General features: G+C 35.2%; 16 protein-coding genes. All 16 read left to right on the top strand.

All coding sequences use genetic code 11. The features are described 5' to 3' along the window. Nucleotides 1–39 precede the first annotated feature (39 nt). The 16 genes from NBH15_RS05290 to NBH15_RS05215 all read left to right on the top strand — a co-directional run bounded on the left by NBH15_RS05290 (nt 40) and on the right by NBH15_RS05215 (nt 17056). Nucleotides 40–2406 (top strand): GumC family protein, encoded by a 2367-nt coding sequence (locus tag NBH15_RS05290; protein ID WP_057256635.1) that lies wholly within the window; start codon nt 40–42, stop codon nt 2404–2406. Between the two features lie 59 nt (nt 2407–2465). Continuing rightward, entirely contained in the window at nt 2466–3170 is a 705-nt protein-coding gene (locus tag NBH15_RS05285) for a tyrosine-protein phosphatase (protein WP_007219038.1), read from the top strand. Between the two features lie 78 nt (nt 3171–3248). After that, the gene (gene wecC, locus NBH15_RS05280) at nt 3249–4457 is read left to right on the top strand and encodes a UDP-N-acetyl-D-mannosamine dehydrogenase (RefSeq protein WP_007219039.1); all 1209 of its coding nucleotides are present in this window, start codon (nt 3249–3251) and stop codon (nt 4455–4457) included. Nucleotides 4458–4509: 52 nt separating this feature from the next. Beyond that, on the top strand, nt 4510–5640 hold the full coding sequence (locus tag NBH15_RS05275; RefSeq protein ID WP_007219040.1) for a glycosyltransferase: 1131 nt from the start codon (nt 4510–4512) through the stop codon (nt 5638–5640). Further along, on the top strand, nt 5622–6626 hold the full coding sequence (locus NBH15_RS05270) for a glycosyltransferase family 2 protein (protein ID WP_007219041.1): 1005 nt from the start codon (nt 5622–5624) through the stop codon (nt 6624–6626). The genes NBH15_RS05275 and NBH15_RS05270 overlap by 19 nt, the downstream gene beginning before the upstream one ends. After that, the gene (locus tag NBH15_RS05265) at nt 6610–8037 is read left to right on the top strand and encodes a lipopolysaccharide biosynthesis protein (protein WP_007219042.1); all 1428 of its coding nucleotides are present in this window, start codon (nt 6610–6612) and stop codon (nt 8035–8037) included. The genes NBH15_RS05270 and NBH15_RS05265 overlap by 17 nt, the downstream gene beginning before the upstream one ends. Beyond that, nucleotides 8034–8978, top strand: a complete 945-nt coding sequence (locus NBH15_RS05260) for a glycosyltransferase family 8 protein (RefSeq protein WP_007219043.1) — start codon at nt 8034–8036, stop codon at nt 8976–8978. The genes NBH15_RS05265 and NBH15_RS05260 overlap by 4 nt, the downstream gene beginning before the upstream one ends. Nucleotides 8979–8980: 2 nt before the next feature. Then, nucleotides 8981–10162, top strand: a complete 1182-nt coding sequence (locus tag NBH15_RS05255) for an acyltransferase family protein (RefSeq protein WP_250822141.1) — start codon at nt 8981–8983, stop codon at nt 10160–10162. 16 nt (nt 10163–10178) lie between these two features. Next, nucleotides 10179–11480, top strand: a complete 1302-nt coding sequence (locus NBH15_RS05250; RefSeq protein WP_007219045.1) for an O-antigen ligase family protein — start codon at nt 10179–10181, stop codon at nt 11478–11480. A gap of 2 nt (nt 11481–11482) precedes the next feature. Then, nucleotides 11483–12637, top strand: a complete 1155-nt coding sequence (locus NBH15_RS05245) for a glycosyltransferase family protein (RefSeq protein WP_034754611.1) — start codon at nt 11483–11485, stop codon at nt 12635–12637. 12 nt (nt 12638–12649) lie between these two features. After that, complete coding sequence (locus tag NBH15_RS05240) at nt 12650–13441, top strand: polysaccharide deacetylase family protein (protein WP_057256640.1); 792 nt, start codon at nt 12650–12652, stop codon at nt 13439–13441. Between the two features lie 182 nt (nt 13442–13623). After that, entirely contained in the window at nt 13624–14154 is a 531-nt protein-coding gene (locus NBH15_RS05235; RefSeq protein WP_057256641.1) for a TIR domain-containing protein, read from the top strand. Continuing rightward, nucleotides 14147–15019, top strand: coding sequence for a macro domain-containing protein (locus NBH15_RS05230; protein ID WP_034754614.1), 873 nt, complete (start codon nt 14147–14149; stop codon nt 15017–15019). The genes NBH15_RS05235 and NBH15_RS05230 overlap by 8 nt, the downstream gene beginning before the upstream one ends. A 3-nt stretch (nt 15020–15022) precedes the next feature. After that, nucleotides 15023–15553, top strand: coding sequence for a TIR domain-containing protein (locus NBH15_RS05225; RefSeq protein WP_007219050.1), 531 nt, complete (start codon nt 15023–15025; stop codon nt 15551–15553). A gap of 19 nt (nt 15554–15572) precedes the next feature. After that, the gene (locus NBH15_RS05220) at nt 15573–16631 is read left to right on the top strand and encodes a glycosyltransferase family 4 protein (RefSeq protein ID WP_007219051.1); all 1059 of its coding nucleotides are present in this window, start codon (nt 15573–15575) and stop codon (nt 16629–16631) included. Further along, nucleotides 16628–17056 carry an acyltransferase gene (locus NBH15_RS05215; protein WP_032558319.1) on the top strand — a complete coding sequence of 143 codons (429 nt, stop codon included), beginning with the start codon at nt 16628–16630 and terminating at the stop codon, nt 17054–17056. The genes NBH15_RS05220 and NBH15_RS05215 overlap by 4 nt, the downstream gene beginning before the upstream one ends. The last annotated feature ends 4 nt before the right edge of the window (nt 17057–17060 follow it).

Below are 17060 nucleotides of genomic sequence, written 5' to 3'. Positions count from 1 at the left end.
TCGTTAATATTATTTCATAAGCTATAAAAGAGAGCCAAAATGATAGAAAATAGAACGAGTGTAGGCAAATCTGCCGAAGACTTTATACGGTTACAAGATTTATGGGGTATGTTTTTCCAGAAATGGTATTGGTTTGCCCTTTCATTATTCGTTGCATTGGCAACGGCATCATTATATTTGTTGAGTACTCCTAATGTCTATACCCGGACAGCAGCCATTTTGGTTAAAGATGACTCCAAGAACAATTCTTCGGCAAGTGCAATGAATGAGTTTGCAGATATGGGTATTTTTAAATCAAACACCAATATCAACAACGAACTGCTCACTTTGAAATCTCCTACGCTGATGACAGAGGTGGTGAAGCGTTTGGGGCTAAATGAGATATATACTGTTCGTAGGGGCTTAAAAAGAATAGAGTTGTATAAATCAAGCCCGATATTGGTGACTTATCTTTTTGATGATAAAAAAAGTGTAAGTTTTGATATAGAAGTTGGTGCACAAAACAAGTTTTATCTTTCAAACTTTATTGTTGCCGGAGAAGAAACAGAGGAACGGTTAGAAGGGATTATAGGAGATTCCATTCAAACATCAGCAGGAACATTGGCCATCAGCTTAACTTCTCAATATGAGAATTCTTTTACAGGCAGCACTATTCGATATAGTAAAGAATCGGCTGATATGATGGCTGACAGCTATACACAGAAATTGCGGGCTGAATTAGGCAACGAAGATGCCACCATTATCAATTTGAGCATTGATGATGCTTCTGTGCAAAAGGCAGAAGATATTTTGAATACACTGATTGAGGTTTATAACGAGAAATGGATCCAGGACAAGAACCAGATAGCAGTAAGTACCTCACGGTTTATCGGTGAACGTTTGGGCGTGATTGAAAACGAATTGGGTCATGTGGATGAGAATATCTCCAACTACAAGAGTGAACATCTGTTGCCGGACGTACAAGCCGCTTCCAGTCTGTATATGAGCCAGTCTGCTGAGAATAAAAAAGAAATTCAGACACTCACCAACCAGCTTGCGACGGCTCAATTTATTCGCCGCGAATTGGGGGGGAAAGAGATGAACCAGCCTTTGCCAACCAACTCCGGTATAGCCAACGTAAATATCGAAAGTCAAATCGGAGAATACAACAAGATGGTGTTGGATCGCAACCGGCTGATAGCCAACAGTAGCGAGAAAAACCCGTTGGTGAAAGATTTAGGGAACTCAATGCAGAGTATGAAACGTACGATTCTTCAATCGGTTGATAATTTGATCGTATCGTTAAATACTCAGATACGCAGTATTCGCCAACAGGAAGCAACAACAACTCAACAGTTGGCTTCTAATCCGAGTCAGGCCAAATACTTGTTATCGGTAGAACGTCAACAAAAAGTAAAGGAAGAGTTATACCTATATTTGCTCCAGAAGCGTGAAGAGAACGAACTGTCACAAGCGTTTACCGCTTATAATACGCGAATGATTACAGCTCCACGTGGCAGTGCTTTACCAACGGCACCGAATAAGAAAAACATTTTATTGGTGGCTCTTGCTCTCGGGCTTTTAGTACCGGCAGTTATTATCTTTATGCAAGAAAACATGAACACCAAGGTTCGGGGTAAGAAAGATTTGGAGAATTTGAGTGTGCCCTATTTGGGTGAAATACCGTTATATTTCCGAAACAAAAAAAAGAAGAATAAATTTTCGGAATATGCAATTGTGGTGGAAGAGGGTAACCGGAATATTATCAACGAAGCTTTTCGTGTGCTTCGCTCCAACGTGGACTTTATGAAAAGCAAGAATACCGAGCAGAAAGTATTTATAGAAACCTCTTTTAATCCGGGTAGTGGAAAAAGTTTTCTGTCCATGAACATCGCCATGAGTTTTGCCATTAAGGGAAAAAAAGTATTGGTGATAGACGGGGACTTGCGACATGGAACGGTTTCGGCTTATGTAGGGTCGCCTAAGAAAGGTTTAAGTGACTACTTGGGAAACAAGGAAGTCGTTTGGAACGAGTTGCTTGTGATAGACAAAAAGTATCCTAATCTGCATATAATTCCAGTAGGAACCATTCCTCCTAATCCGACGGAATTGTTGGAGGATGGAAGTCTGGCAACCTTGATGCAAGACTTACGCGATGAGTATGACTATATCTTTATTGATTGCCCGCCGATTGATATTGTGGCAGATACACAAATAATCGAGCAATATGCCGACCGGACACTCTTTGTGGTACGGGCGGGATTATTGGACCGCTCACTGTTACCTGAATTGGAAAGTATTTATCAAGAAAAGCGGTTCAAAAACCTTTCGGTGATATTGAATGGTACGGAAAGTACAGGTGGACGCTATGGTTACCGCTATGGTTACCACAATGGGTATGACTCTTATTACGGCAACACAAAATAGAGGGGTATTCCAAAATAAACAAGGAAACTGTTTGCTATTATTCCCAACAGTCAACAGAAATGTGTTTTTTCCGACAGAAAAAAGTATTAGCGGAAAGCGGTTTTTTCCGTGGTTTCACTGATTGCCACAGCCATCTTCTTCCCGGGGTAGATGATGGGGTGAAAACGTTGGAAGAGTCGTTGGCGATATTGGAAGAAATGGAACGTTTAGGCGTTCGTAAGGTTTGGCTTACCCCCCATATAATGGAAGACATACCCAATGAAACAGTGGATCTGCAACAGAAGTTCCAAGAATTAAAGCAAATGTATCATGGAAAGATCGAATTGGCTTTGGCAGCGGAATATATGATGGATAACCTTTTTGAGGAACGGTTGGAAAAGGATGACTTGTTACCCTTTGAGGAAGGAAAACATTATCTGTTAGTGGAAACCTCTTATTTCAATCCACCAATGGAGTTACTGTCTATTTTGCAACGCATCCAAAGGAAAGGTTATTATCCTTTGTTGGCCCATCCGGAACGATATGAGTATATGCGGATGAAGGATTATAAAATATTGAAAGATAACCAAATTTCTTTTCAACTAAATATACCGTCATTGGTCGGAATGTATGGTAAGCACATAGAAAAGAAAGCAAAAATATTATTAAAAGCAGGAATGTATGATTTAGGAGGAAATGATGTTCACTCCCTTATTTTTTATGTGACAGCTTGTAAGCACAAAATAGACAATCTGTCTTTCTTGAAGAATGTGTGTAAAATATAGCGTATTTATATTCAGGAAGACTTTGACCTGATATGTTTTTTATGTAAATGAATGATTTAATATTTAATACAAAGATAAATGAAAGCATGTTTCATGGGCTTGGGTTACATCGGACTACCCACAGCCATTATTGCCGCAAAGCACGGTATTCAAATAACAGGAGTTGATATCAATCCCCATGTCGTGGAAATGACTAATGCGGGACATCTGCACATTATTGAACCCGGTATGGAGGAAATGTTACAGGAAGTAGTGAAAGTTGGTATGTTGAAGGCTTCTGTTACACCGGAGGTAAGCGATGCTTATTTTATAGTAGTGCCTACCCCTTTCAAGGGAAACCATGAACCGGATGTGAGCTATGTGGAAGCTGCTACCCGTGCCGTATTGCCGTTGTTGAAAAAAGGGGATCTTTATGTAATAGAATCCACTTCACCTGTAGGAACTACAGAGGCTATGGCACGCATCATTTTTGGTGAACGTCCGGAATTGGAAGGTAAGATTTTCATAGCCTATTGTCCGGAACGTGTACTACCAGGCAATGTCATATATGAATTGGTGCATAACGATCGTGTTATCGGTGGCTTGAATCCTGAATCTACTGACAAGGCCATTGGGTTCTATTCGCAATTTGTACAGGGCACACTTCACAAGACCAACTGTCGCACAGCGGAGATGTGTAAACTGACGGAGAACTCCAGTCGTGATGTACAGATTGCCTTTGCTAATGAACTTTCCTTGATTTGCGATAAGGCGGGTATCAATGTTTGGGAACTTATCAACCTTGCCAACAAGCATCCGCGTGTAAATATCCTGCAACCCGGTTGCGGTGTAGGCGGTCATTGTATTGCGGTAGATCCATACTTTATCACCGCTGATTTCCCGGCAGAAAGCAAGTTAATCAGCGATGCTCGTGATATAAACAACTACAAGAGTTTCTGGTGTGCCGAAAAAGTGAAGAACGCCATGTTGGAGTTTGAGTTGAAGAATCACCGTAAGCCAGTTGTAGCTATGATGGGATTGGCATTCAAACCAAACATTGACGATTTGCGTGAAAGTCCGGCGAAATATATTACCACGAAAGTGATGCAGAGCTGTAATAATGCCGACATTTTGGTTGTAGAACCGAATGTAAAAGAGCATAACGTGTTTAAACTGACTGATTATAAAGAGGCTTACGACAAAGCAGATATAGTGGTATTCTTGACCGCACACACACCGTTCAAAGAGCTGGAATGGCGGGAGGATAAGGTGATATTGGATTTCTGTGGAATTTTCAAAAATAACTAAAGCCCTAATCAAGTGCTGAATTAAAATTTTAATTCAGCACTATTCCTCAATTATGAATATACTATTTATATTACAATACTATAAAATAGGTGGCGTTCAAACCGTTACTCATGTATTGTCAAATAAATTCGTGCAAGAAGGACATAATTGCAATGTTTTAACTCTTACACCATCAAAAGGAGAAGAAATACACCCTATATTAAACTCCAGAATTGGTGTTTCAGTAATAGATTCTCATACATTAAGTACAAAAGAAGCGATAATTCAATTAAGGAACTTTCTGATTGACAAAAATGTTGATGTTATTATTAATCAAAGTGGACATTTATTCAGAACAACAGCTTTGATAAAAAATGCGTCAAAAGATTTAAATATTAAGATTATATCAGTACTGCACAATACTCCAAGTTTTGGATTGAAGTTCAGATATAAACATAATATTACTGGCAAGTTAAAGTATTATAAGAATATTCTAAAACTGGCATACTCTTATCGGAAGGTGTATAAAAATAGCGATTTATATATTCTCTTATCAGAATCCTTTATCTCGGAATTCGAAAAGATATCTAGATTAAAGAATCTTAAAAAAATTAGACTGATATCAAATCCTATTACAATAGCCAATGAGGATTTTATATATAATTTCGAGCGAAAAGAAAAGCAGATAATTTTTGTAGGAAGATTAGAGTATACACAAAAAAGAATCGAAAGAATTTTAAATGTCTGGGGCAAAATACAATCTGAATATAAAGACTGGGAATTAACCATAGTCGGAGATGGTCCTGACATACTAAGACTAAAAAATATTACTGAAAATAAAAATATTCAGTCTGTTAAGTTTGTAGGTTTTCAAAACCCAAAAAGCTTTTATGAGAAAGCCTCAATTTTGTTACTGACATCAGATTATGAAGGTTTCCCACTTACGATAACAGAGAGTATGAACTTTGGTGTTATTCCTATTGTCTATGGTAGTTATAGTGCCGCATACGACATTATATCTGACAACTATTCAGGTATGATATCCAAGCCAAACAATGGATTTGACGAGGAAGACTTTACAAACAAGTTGAAAATGCTTTTGTCATCGGTAACTAAGCGGAAAGATTTTTCTCTAAATGCTCTAAATGACAGTAGGAGATTTTTACTAAACAACATTTACGAAAAATGGGAAAAGATCTTGTGACAGATGAAATAACTGTTATAATGCCGGCATATAATGCTGAAAGATTGCTTCCTGCAACTTTGGATAGCATTTTGTTGCAAACTTATAAAAACTGGCATTTAATAGTAGTGAATGACGGCTCCACAGATAAAACTGCGGATATATTAGATGAATATTCTTCCAAATATAAAAACATTGAATATATTACAATCAAAAATACAGGATCGGCAAGGATTCCAAGATTAAAAGCAGCAAGTTTGAGTAATAGCGAATGGATCTGCAACATTGATTCAGATGACATTATTGAATCAACTTATTTGGAAAAATTAGTAATACAGGCAAAGAAGACAAATTCAGATATAGTTTCTCCAACCATGCATTACACAACTTTTGAAGGTGAAGTCTTTAACCAAGTACCAGATAAAGGGTTTGACTTCAATCAAGTTCTGACAGGAAAAGATGCTGCTTTTCTAACCTTTAAACAAGGTTCTGGTTCTATGATTGCATGCAATGGAATGCTTTGCAGAAAGGAATTGTATGATGAACTTCTAAAAGATGTAACCTCATCTTCCTATGTATATCAAGATGAAGTGGATTTTTTTTTTATATTACTCAGAGCCAATCGTGTTGCGTTCAGTGACGCAAAATATACATATTTTAAAAATGACAATAGTGTAACCCATACTCCCCGAGTCAAAACTTATGATAAGTTACTGACGGAAATTAAATATAACCAATTAATAAAAAGAGAATATACTGACAATTCAATTATTCGTTTGGGAAATGCTCGTTTTCTTCAAACTCTGTTTGCAAGAAGAATTAAATATTTGAAAGAAAAACATCAATTTAATAAGACTCAACAGGAAGAAATAAATCAGATGTTTAGGATGGCTTTTCATCACATAGACTTAAATGCACGCTATCCTTTGATGAAAAAAATAATGTTTTCATTTGGTTTCCAATTCTTTAAATTAAGTGTAGGCATAATTCATGGCATCAAGCGTTAGTTCAAAAAAACAAAAAAGCGCATTAATATGGAATGCAGTTGAAAGATTTTCAACTCAAGCTATTCATTTAATATTAAGTATAATCATAGCACGTCTATTAAATCCTTCAGATTATGGCTTGGTTGCTATGGTGTCAATTTTTATGGCAATAGCGCAAACTCTGATAGATAGTGGTTTCTCGAATGCTCTTATACAAAAACAAAATCGTACGGAAGTTGACTTCTCAACAATATTCCATTTTAATAATTTTGCATCATTATTTCTCTATATTGTTTTATATTTTGGTTCAATTCCAATTTCAAAATTCTACGATTCTTCTGAACTGATACCGGTTCTTAGACTATTTGCTTTCAATCTTATAATTCAAGGATTATCTATCATACAACAGACCCAATTGATAATAGAACTTAGATTTAAAGATAAAGCTAAAATATCCCTTGTTGCGGTTATTATCAGTGGAATATGCGGCATAATAATGGCTTATAATGATTTCGGACCATATGCGTTGGTTTGGCAGATTATAATAATGAATGCTATTACAACGATTGGGATATGGATAATGAAACCATGGAAACCGATGCTGGTATTCTCCTTAAGTTCATTTAGAACGTTATTCAAATTCAGTTCCAAAATTATGATAGGAGGATTGTTGCACAGTGTATATACTAACATTTATTCTCTTATAATCGGAAAAATATACAATAGCGCAGCATTGGGGCTTTACACAAAGGCAAATAATTTAAGTAAAACACCTTCTTTACAAATTGCAACCATTATCGATCAGGTTTCATATCCTGTATTATGCGGATTACAAAACGATAGTGTTCAACTTAAAACAATGTTTTTTAAATATTTACGCCTATCATCATTTATTATAACCCCAATAATGATTCTTTTATGCTGCCTGGCAAGACCTTTGGTTATTATACTGTTAGGTACTAAATGGGAAGCAATGATAATTTTTCTACAAGTTCTAAGTTTGGCTTACATATTGGAACCTGTTCAGAAATTTAATTGGCAATTGTTGAATGTTCATGGTCGTTCTGACTTGTCTCTTAAGTCTGAAGTAGTAAAAAAAATAATCAGTATATCTCTTCTGCTAATAGCTATTCAATTTGATGCGATTTATGTCGCACTGTCTTTATTGATATATTCGGTTTGTGATGTAATTATCATTATATATTTTGTGAGACAAATAACAGATATCAGCTACAAGGAAGAAATTAGGCAATTAAAGCCTTTTTATATTGGGGGACTCCTAATGTGTTTGTTGATATATTTAACAATTTGTCTTATCAGTAATGTATATATATCATTTATTGTCGGTCTATTAGTAGGCTTGGTAACGTATGCCATTATTTGTAGACTATTTAATTGTCCTGAACTTAAACACATATCTAAAAAATTATGATTCATATAGTATGTGGAATTGACGACAAATTTGTAATGCCATGTGGAGTTCTTATGTCTTCCGTTTTTGAAAATAACAAGAATGAGCAAATTGAATTTCATGTTATTACGGCAGGACTGAAAAACGAAAGTACCAACAGCTTGCAAAAGATTGCAGACAACTATAACCAAAGGCTTTCGTTTGTAGTTGTTGATGAAGTTGTTTTTAAAGATTGTCCCACAAACACGTATATAAGCGCAGCGGCATACAACAGGATTCTTGCAGCAAACATTCTACCCCCAGATATGAAAAGATGCCTTTATCTGGATGCAGATATGATTGTAACCAGAAATGTAAGAGATTTATATAATGTCAATATGGATAATGCGGCAGTAGGAGTTGTAATTGACCAATCCGGTGATGACATAAGACACTTTAACAGATTGGGTTATAGTAGAGAAAAAGGTTATTTTAACTCTGGACTGCTTTTAATGGATTTGGAAGTATGGAGAGAAAAAGAATTACCCAATAAGGTACTTGAATATATCGATTCGCATAAAGGCAATTTGCAATTCCATGACCAGGATGCATTGAATGCGGTTCTATATGACGATACCTATTATCTTCCTATGAAATATAATTCGCAATTCTCATTCCTATACAAAAATCCATATATTGACAAATCACGCTGGCAAGATATGTACGAGGCAGCGGAACACCCGGTAATCATACATTACACAAATAAAATCAAACCTTGGCATAGAGAGTGTATACACCCTTATAAAGATATCTGGTTTGAATACTATAAGAAAACTGAATGGGGAAAGAATAAATTAAGGGTATATTCTAAAAAGGGATATATGAAGATTCTCATTAAAGAGTTTCTAAACAAATGCGGAATAAGAAAACTTAATCCACCAACTATGCTTAGAGAAGAATTTTATAAATTTTATCAACATTAGAAATGGACAATATAAATACATCTTTGATTGTTAAGTGGTTGAGATTACCAATGGCTTTGTTGGTAATCTTTATTCACATGACACCCCATTTAAATCCACATTTCACCCCTGTTTATAGCATAGACTGGCAATCTTTATCACCAGATAACATATACTCAATTATCGGAATATTTTTCAATAATCTATGCACTGTTGCTGTCCCTTTCTTCTTTTTTACGGCAGTATATTACTTTTTCTTTAACACAGAAAAATTTGATAAAGATACATATAAATCAAAAATAAAAAAACGGATAAAAACGCTATTAGTTCCTTATGTGTTATGGATTATTATAACAATCATTCTGCGCATCTTGTACGGTCTGTACAAAATGTACGTACTTAAACTATCTATTTCAGAACTTCCATCTGATTGTTTAACAATAGATGAAATAACAACACTTTCAAACATTCTAAGTTTTTTTTGGAACTATTTCATAATCAACGAAAATAATACTTTAAATCCATTAGGGCTTTCATCTTATTTAGCAGCTCCTATCAATATCCCATTATGGTTTTTAAGAGACCTGATTATTTTAACTGCAATTTCTCCGTTGCTATATAAAGGTATAAAATATTTAAAAAAATGGGGTATTGCTATATTATTGGCTGCTTTTATCTTAAATATAGAAACCCTACCAGGTATACATGTCAAAGGACTTTTCTTTTTTGTGTTTGGAAGCTATCTGGCTGTTAATAAACTTGATATTCTGGATACTTTCAAAAGTTACAAGTGGCTTATTCCATTATCTATAGCATTACTAATAATGCTTGTCCCTGCCGACAACATGCCTATATCTACGAGTATACGGCATATATATCAAGTAACTGGCATCATTGCTGTTTTCCTTTTAGCCAATACAATGATAAAAAAACTCAAGTATATAAATCAATTTATTTTTAAACACTCGAATGCTTCCTTTTTTATCTACGTTGTACATACTATTCCCATAGTTGTCGCATCTCCTCGGGGTTTTACAAGTTTATTAATTGATAAAACTCTATATATTAGTGATTTATATAAGCACTCAGGGGGGATAAGTTACTTCTTAACTCCGTTTGTATGTCTTTTCGTATGCATAATAATGTATAATATATTGAAGCGTTTTATACCTAAAACAATGGAAGCACTTATAGGTGGAAGATAAAATTTCCTCTAATAATATGACAGATTTAAATACAACAAATACATTAAGTAATCCGCTCAACCGCTGGATAACATACGGTATATGGTTAATGATAACCCTAATTTATATACCTATTCCTGCAGTTCCTGGTACGCTTATTACATTTACGCTATTTATACTTTCATTATACTCAATGAATAATGAAACTAGAGGTTTTGCTCTTATGTGTTTTGCTGCCCCTGTGTTAGGTGCTTTATTCTTTGTTTTGCATATTCCTTTAACGGCTTATTTTATATGTTTATTCTTAGGATTGGTATTTCTAAGGAATTATATAAAATCCAGCCTGAATATAAATGAAGAGTTTATCTATTTTGGATTACTAGTGATTATTTTCCTAATTGCATACCTATATGGACCACAGCATTCTTACAGCAATTTTAAACTGATTTATATCATTTCGATTGGATTTTGTTCTATTATATACTGGAAAGTTTATTGCCAATCACCAAAACTACAATCTTTAGTACTTGCTCAGTTTTTATGCCTGATAAGTTTACTGTTTATATATATTGCTTTTGACTTTTATCCGTTTAAACATCCTGCACATATTTTTGATTTGGATTTCTTTAGGAGTTCATTTTCTTTTATAAAGAAAAGCACAGATATGGTTTTGACTTACCATTCTGTTGGAATACCTGCAATGATGGGGATTGCTTTGATTTTAAGTTCTTTTGAACTATCTAAACTACGAAAAAGGAATGTTGTAACACTATTGCTACCTCTTATAATTTTATTATTGATAGCACAAGCACGGCAGGCAATATTTGGAACTTTCATAATCTTGTTTATCCGCTTGATTATAGATACCAGAATATCACTTGATAAAAAAATTTGGTTTTCTGTAATATTGGCTTTTGCTTCTTTACTTATTCTTACAAATCTAAAGTCTAAAGCTATTGAGGGTTCTATGAATGCAACTACGCTTAGCCAAAGTCTTAATAGAGACTATGATAATGCTTTCAAGATATTAGAGACAGACTTCATTTTAGGAAAAGGGTTGGGTGGCTTTAGTACAAACGGAGCCAGAGCATATCCACATAATCTGTTTCTGGAATTATTTTGCGAATTGGGTATGGTTGGAACTCTTTTGATTGTTATGATTGTATTTGTGCCATTAGTGGTAAAACCAGATCGATTTCGTTTATTGACTATATCCAACTTTTATGCTCTTCCTTTAATAGTAGCCATATTTATTAGGTCGATGATGAGTTCTGATCTAATTGACAGTATCACTCTCATTACAGCGATTATAGTAATATCAAAAACTCAAACAAACTAATTATGATGAAAAAGCTAATCTATATAGCAGGTGGAAATGTTTCTGTTTTGGAGTCCCAAGTATTGGAACTGCTTAAGTTTTATCACATCAAAGGTATTCCTTTGGCATTGATAATGGGATATCGTAATACCAATGAAAAAGGGGAAATTGAAAAGAAACTATCCAATTATTCATTTTTGGATGTCGTATGGTTTAAATCATATCCTACATATCAAATATTCGAATTTCTGACTATCCGAAATATTTTTTCGGCTGTAAAGAAAGTAAAAGATTGGGAAAATTCATTTTTTCATGTAAGAAGCGAGCATCTTGGCTACCTTATAAAAAAAATGGTTATAGATCAAAGACTTAATAATCGAATTTTAATCGATATCAGGGGGGTAGTTTATCGGGAAATCGAATTTAAGTATATGCGGTGTTCCGGTATTCGCAAGTTATTGCTGAAAGTTCAAGCTAATTATTATCAATTTTTCTACAAAAGACTGTTTGACAGTAGAATCGTTAGCCAAATTGTCATTTCTTCAGTTTCAACACCAATCAATGAGTATATCCGGAAAAACTATTCAAATTGTAAATACAGATTATGTGTTCACCCCAATATTGCAGGAAAAGTGATGGAATTCTCTGTTTCCTATAGAAATGAAATAAGGAACAGATATGATATTAAAGATAATGAATTGCTTGCAATTTGCCTAAGTGGAGGAGATTCGCTTTGGCAACAAGATAAAAGTAACATCGACACCCTAATATCTAAAGGCATTAGGGTTATCTCCTTATCTAAAAAGGTTTTTGACAATGAGAAGTGCATTAGCCTTTTCGTGCCATTCCAAGACGTTCCAAAATATCTTTCCGCAGCTGACATAGGAATACTTTGGAGAGATAGAACATTTATAAATTATTCTGCCTCACCATCTAAATTAAGTGAATTCGCTGCTTCCGGATTATTTATAATCCATAACGGCAGTGTCAATATTGCAGAAGAATATATTGAAAAATATGGCGCAGGGGTGATTATAGAAGATATGAGTAATTTAAATACCAATCAAATAGAACTGATCAAACAGCAAAACAGAATCAAAAATGCAATATCAGGGCAAAATATGTTTGGTGTAAATGCTATAGGAAACTCATACATCAACCTTTATAAAACTTTTTAAAAATCAAGAATAATGATTCGTCCATTATATTTTCACAATCCAAATCAGGAAGGGTTTGAGGCAATTATTAAACATTTACATTCAAAGAACTATAAATTCATCAGTATTGAAGAACTTTATAGCCGATTGGAAAAGAATGATACCAAAGGAAAATTGGCATATATATCATTCGATGATGGCTGGCAAGGTAATTTAAAGTTGATTCCAATTATAGAGAAGTACAATGTTCATATAACAATATTTATTGCCGTTAATCCGATAATGTCAGGCAACTTTTGGTGGGAATTCGTTGCAAAAAAAGTTGGTTATACACAAATGCAAAATTTTAAAAATCTTCCCCACGATGAGTTTGAAAGTCAACTTAAAAAAATAAAAACAGAAGTTGCTGATTTACAACGATCAACAATGACGATTGATGAGCTTGAGACGATTACAAAACACCCTTTGATATCAATTCAGTCACATACTATAAATCATCCGATTCTTACCAAATTGCCAGATGATCTGTTGGATTTTGAACTTAGTGAATCTCAAAAACAATTAGAAAAAATCACGGGTAAGAGCATTTTCGCTTTTAGCTATCCCAACGGGTCCATTTCTCATAGAGAAATCAACGCTGCAAAAAAATATTATAAAATTGCATTTTCAACAAAGCCGAATAATATCTCGGCAAGTGCAGATTTGTATACCTTACCACGCTATGCACTGACAGGTGATTATATGCGTGATTTGCTTAAGATGTATGGCATCTGGAAATATATAAAGGGATGTTGTGAAAAAATCACAAGAACTTTCAAAGCTTAAATTATAACATATACATACCAAGCAATGAAAATTTTAGTCAATACTCCCAGTTTGAAATTAATGGGAGGAATTGCGAATCATTACAAAGGATTGCGTGCTTTTTGGACGGAAAATGTAATATACAATACTATAGGGAACCGCCTAGTGACGGGTTTTGAACTATACGTCAAAATTGGACACTAATGAATATACGGGCTTTAAAAAACAAGACTAAAACTTATCTTGCCGGAGACTGGTCTGGTGATAAGGCTGCCATTGATAAATTGCACGAATGGAATGAGGGAAATCGTTGGAGTCTTCATTTCATTGATGTACACAACTTGACACAATCTAGAGATAACAGTAACAACTGCAATATAAAAACTTCACTGAGAATGAGAATGGGAATTTCAAAGACTTTCGTTCTTATTATTGGTGAACATACTAAATCTCTGAGGAGTGGTGCTTGTTATTTATGTAAATGGTATAGGGAAAATTCTTGTTTGTTGAGACATTCTGTAGATAATCGTAGTTATGTGGACTATGAGTGCGATATGGCGATTAAAGAAAATGCTAAGATTGTGATACTTTATAATTCTATCATTGTAGACCGAAACAAATGTCCAGAAATGCTACGGAACAAAGGAATCTATAAGCCTATGAAGAAATTTAACTTTAATACTTGGAATGTGGAGTGGGATTATCAGACTGTGAAATCTGCAATCAATGATTAATGATATGCTTAATAATGTAAAAATATTTATGCTGAGTAACTACAATTTCTTTCTTAAGCAAGTAGCGTTGGCAATGGGTACCATTTCTTGTATCCTGACAATCTTTATCGGTATATGGCCGCGATTTAATTGTAGTTGTATGTGGGGGTGCTGCCTATTTGCTTCTATTGCTTGGGGCTTCAGTTCAATAATACCAGGAAAAGAAATCAGGATAGATTTTATTCGCAGACGTAGAATTCGTGTGAAGGTGGGTGATCTATTTGATACAGAATGTGGAAGTATCGTGGTCATTCCGGTGAATAACTATTTAGACACTCAGTTGCAACATGATGTGATAGGTCCGCGTACTGTTCATGGACTGTTTATACAGCATTATCGTGATAAATATCCGAGAAAGAATTTAGATGATGAAATAACCAATGCAATATCAAGAGATGGTATCCTCTCATCGGGAAGCGTTGCGTCTCGTAGAAATGTAAGTGGCAAACTTAATAAATATCCGTTAGGAACAGTTGTCCGTTTGTTTGAGGAAGACAAACAGTACTATCTTGTGGTGGCGACAGAGTTTGATGAAAACAACCATGTGATTTATCAGCCAGAGAAATATACTTATATGCTGCTTACTATGATGGAGAAGATAAACACCTATAATAGCGGTCATCCTATCTATATGCCTATTATTGGTTCCGGACAGACCGGGCTAAATCTTTCCAAACAAAAAACATTATGTCATATTTTGCAATGTTTCAGTTTGGTGGACCATTATGTAACTATGGGTGGAACTACCATTGTAGTTCATAAAAGTGATACGAAATTTATATCCTTAAATAAGGTAAAGTATGAGTTTAACAATTTAGGAACATAAAATATGGGAACTTATAGAAATGGCACATACGTGGCCTTTGATGGACAGGGAGAAGTAAATCCTGTCAATAGCGACTTGCATAATTTTGAATTGCTAAAAGCATGGCAAGCAAATGACAATGTTCGTTTTAATTTTGTAAATAGTCATGAGAAAACTTATAGTGTGAGAGACTCAAGTAGTTTGGAAACATTGAAAGCGAGATTGAAAGAACGAATGGCTAATTCTAAGAATATGTTGGTTATAGTTTCTTCTCAAACAAATAAAAACAGAGGGTTGTTGAATTGGGAGATACAGCAAGCTGTTGAAGTTTATAAATTACCGATTATCGTGGCGTATGTAGGTTTACAGTCTTTAAATAGTTTTAGTCTAAACCTTTACTATAACTGGTTACCTTCTAAGTTGCGTGAGTACGTTAATAGCAACACTGCAAAAGTAGCACATACCCTCTTTACACAATTCAAGATTGGAGGAGCAATTAATTACTATTCTGTAGTAACTCCAACGATGCCTATAAATAGTATGGAGATATATTGATATAAACATTCTGTTTGTCATGAAAATTCTAATAAATACATCCTCCTTAAAATTAATGGGCGGAGTTGCGAGTCATTACAAAGGATTGCGTGCTTTTTGGACGGAAAATGTAATGTATAATACCATCGGAAAACGTAATGCAACAAAATGTGGCAGTGGAAAATATTGGTTACTTTGGGACTGTTTGAAATTTATATTCCGGTTGTTGACATTTCGTCCGGATGTCGTATTAGTTAATCCATCTTTAGGAACTTCTGCATTAAAACGTGATTTTTTTTTCTTAAATGTTGCTCATGCTCTTGGCTTTAAGGTAGTCGTGTTTATTCATGGTTTTAATTGGGATTATGCGAAGACTATCAATAAGAAATGGGTGGTACGTCATTTTAATAAAGCCTCACTGATTTTTGTGTTGGCAAATGCCTTTAAAGAGGAAATGATGTCATGGGGGGTTACTTCGCCAATAAGTCTTACAACAACTAAAGTTGATGATGCCTTGCTCGAAAATTTCAACCCTATGAAGGATAAGACTTTCAGCAGCAAAAACATCTTGTTCTTGTCAAGAATAGAAAAAGCAAAAGGAGTTTATGAAGCTGTAGATGCCTTTGCCATTTTAAAACAAAAGTACAGCGACTTGACTCTGACTTTCGTTGGTGATGGATCGGAACTTAAACCTCTGAAAAAATATGTTGCTGACAAAGATTTGTCTGATGTAATATTTACGGGCAGACTGGCTGGTGAAGCCCTTAAGAATGAGTATAAAAACGCATTATTATTATTATTAACGACTCATGGAGAAGGAATGCCAACGGTAGTTCTTGAAGCAATGGCTTTCGGCTTGCCGATCTTGACAAGGAATGTCGGCGGTCTTGTTGACTTTTTCCAAAACGACAAAATGGGATTTATAACGGACTCCCTTGAACCGAAAGATTTTGCCGATGCAATGGTTCCGTACATAAAGGACAAGGAGTTGGCACGAAAGGTCGGCGCATATAATGCACAATACGCCAAAGAACATTTTATGGCGTCAAGCGTTGCAAGGCAAATTGAAAACACAATAAAAGAAACTATAAGACTATGAAACTGTCAAGAATTAAGAAACTTATCTTCCTTCATTTGCAGCATTTGCCAATGAAGTCAAGGGGGTGGAGACCAACGCTTTGTAAATGGGGGGGGGTAAACATCAAATGCCCTAAAAAGACCTTCATCGGAGAGGACGTTATTTTCGACACAAATTATCCCGAAGATATTGTCATTGAAGAGGGCGTGCGCCTGACTGTCGGCGTCCGGATTGTAACGCATTTCATGAACCCGAAGACAGGCAGTTATGACCGCGGTCAAGTGCATGTTGGCAAAGGAGCCTACATTGGCATGGGAACAATGGTTGTCAAGCCGGTCACAATCGGAGAAGGGGCAATCGTAGGCGCCGGGGCAATAGTGACGAAAGATATACCGTCAAACGAAGTATGGGCAGGAAACCCCGCCCGCTTTATCAGAAAACGATAAAATT

Origin of the sequence: Parabacteroides caeci (genome assembly GCF_023656795.1) — a bacterium.
Taxonomy (GTDB): Bacteria; Bacteroidota; Bacteroidia; order Bacteroidales; family Tannerellaceae; genus Parabacteroides; species Parabacteroides segnis.
This window is presented reverse-complemented; position numbering and strand designations above follow the sequence as displayed.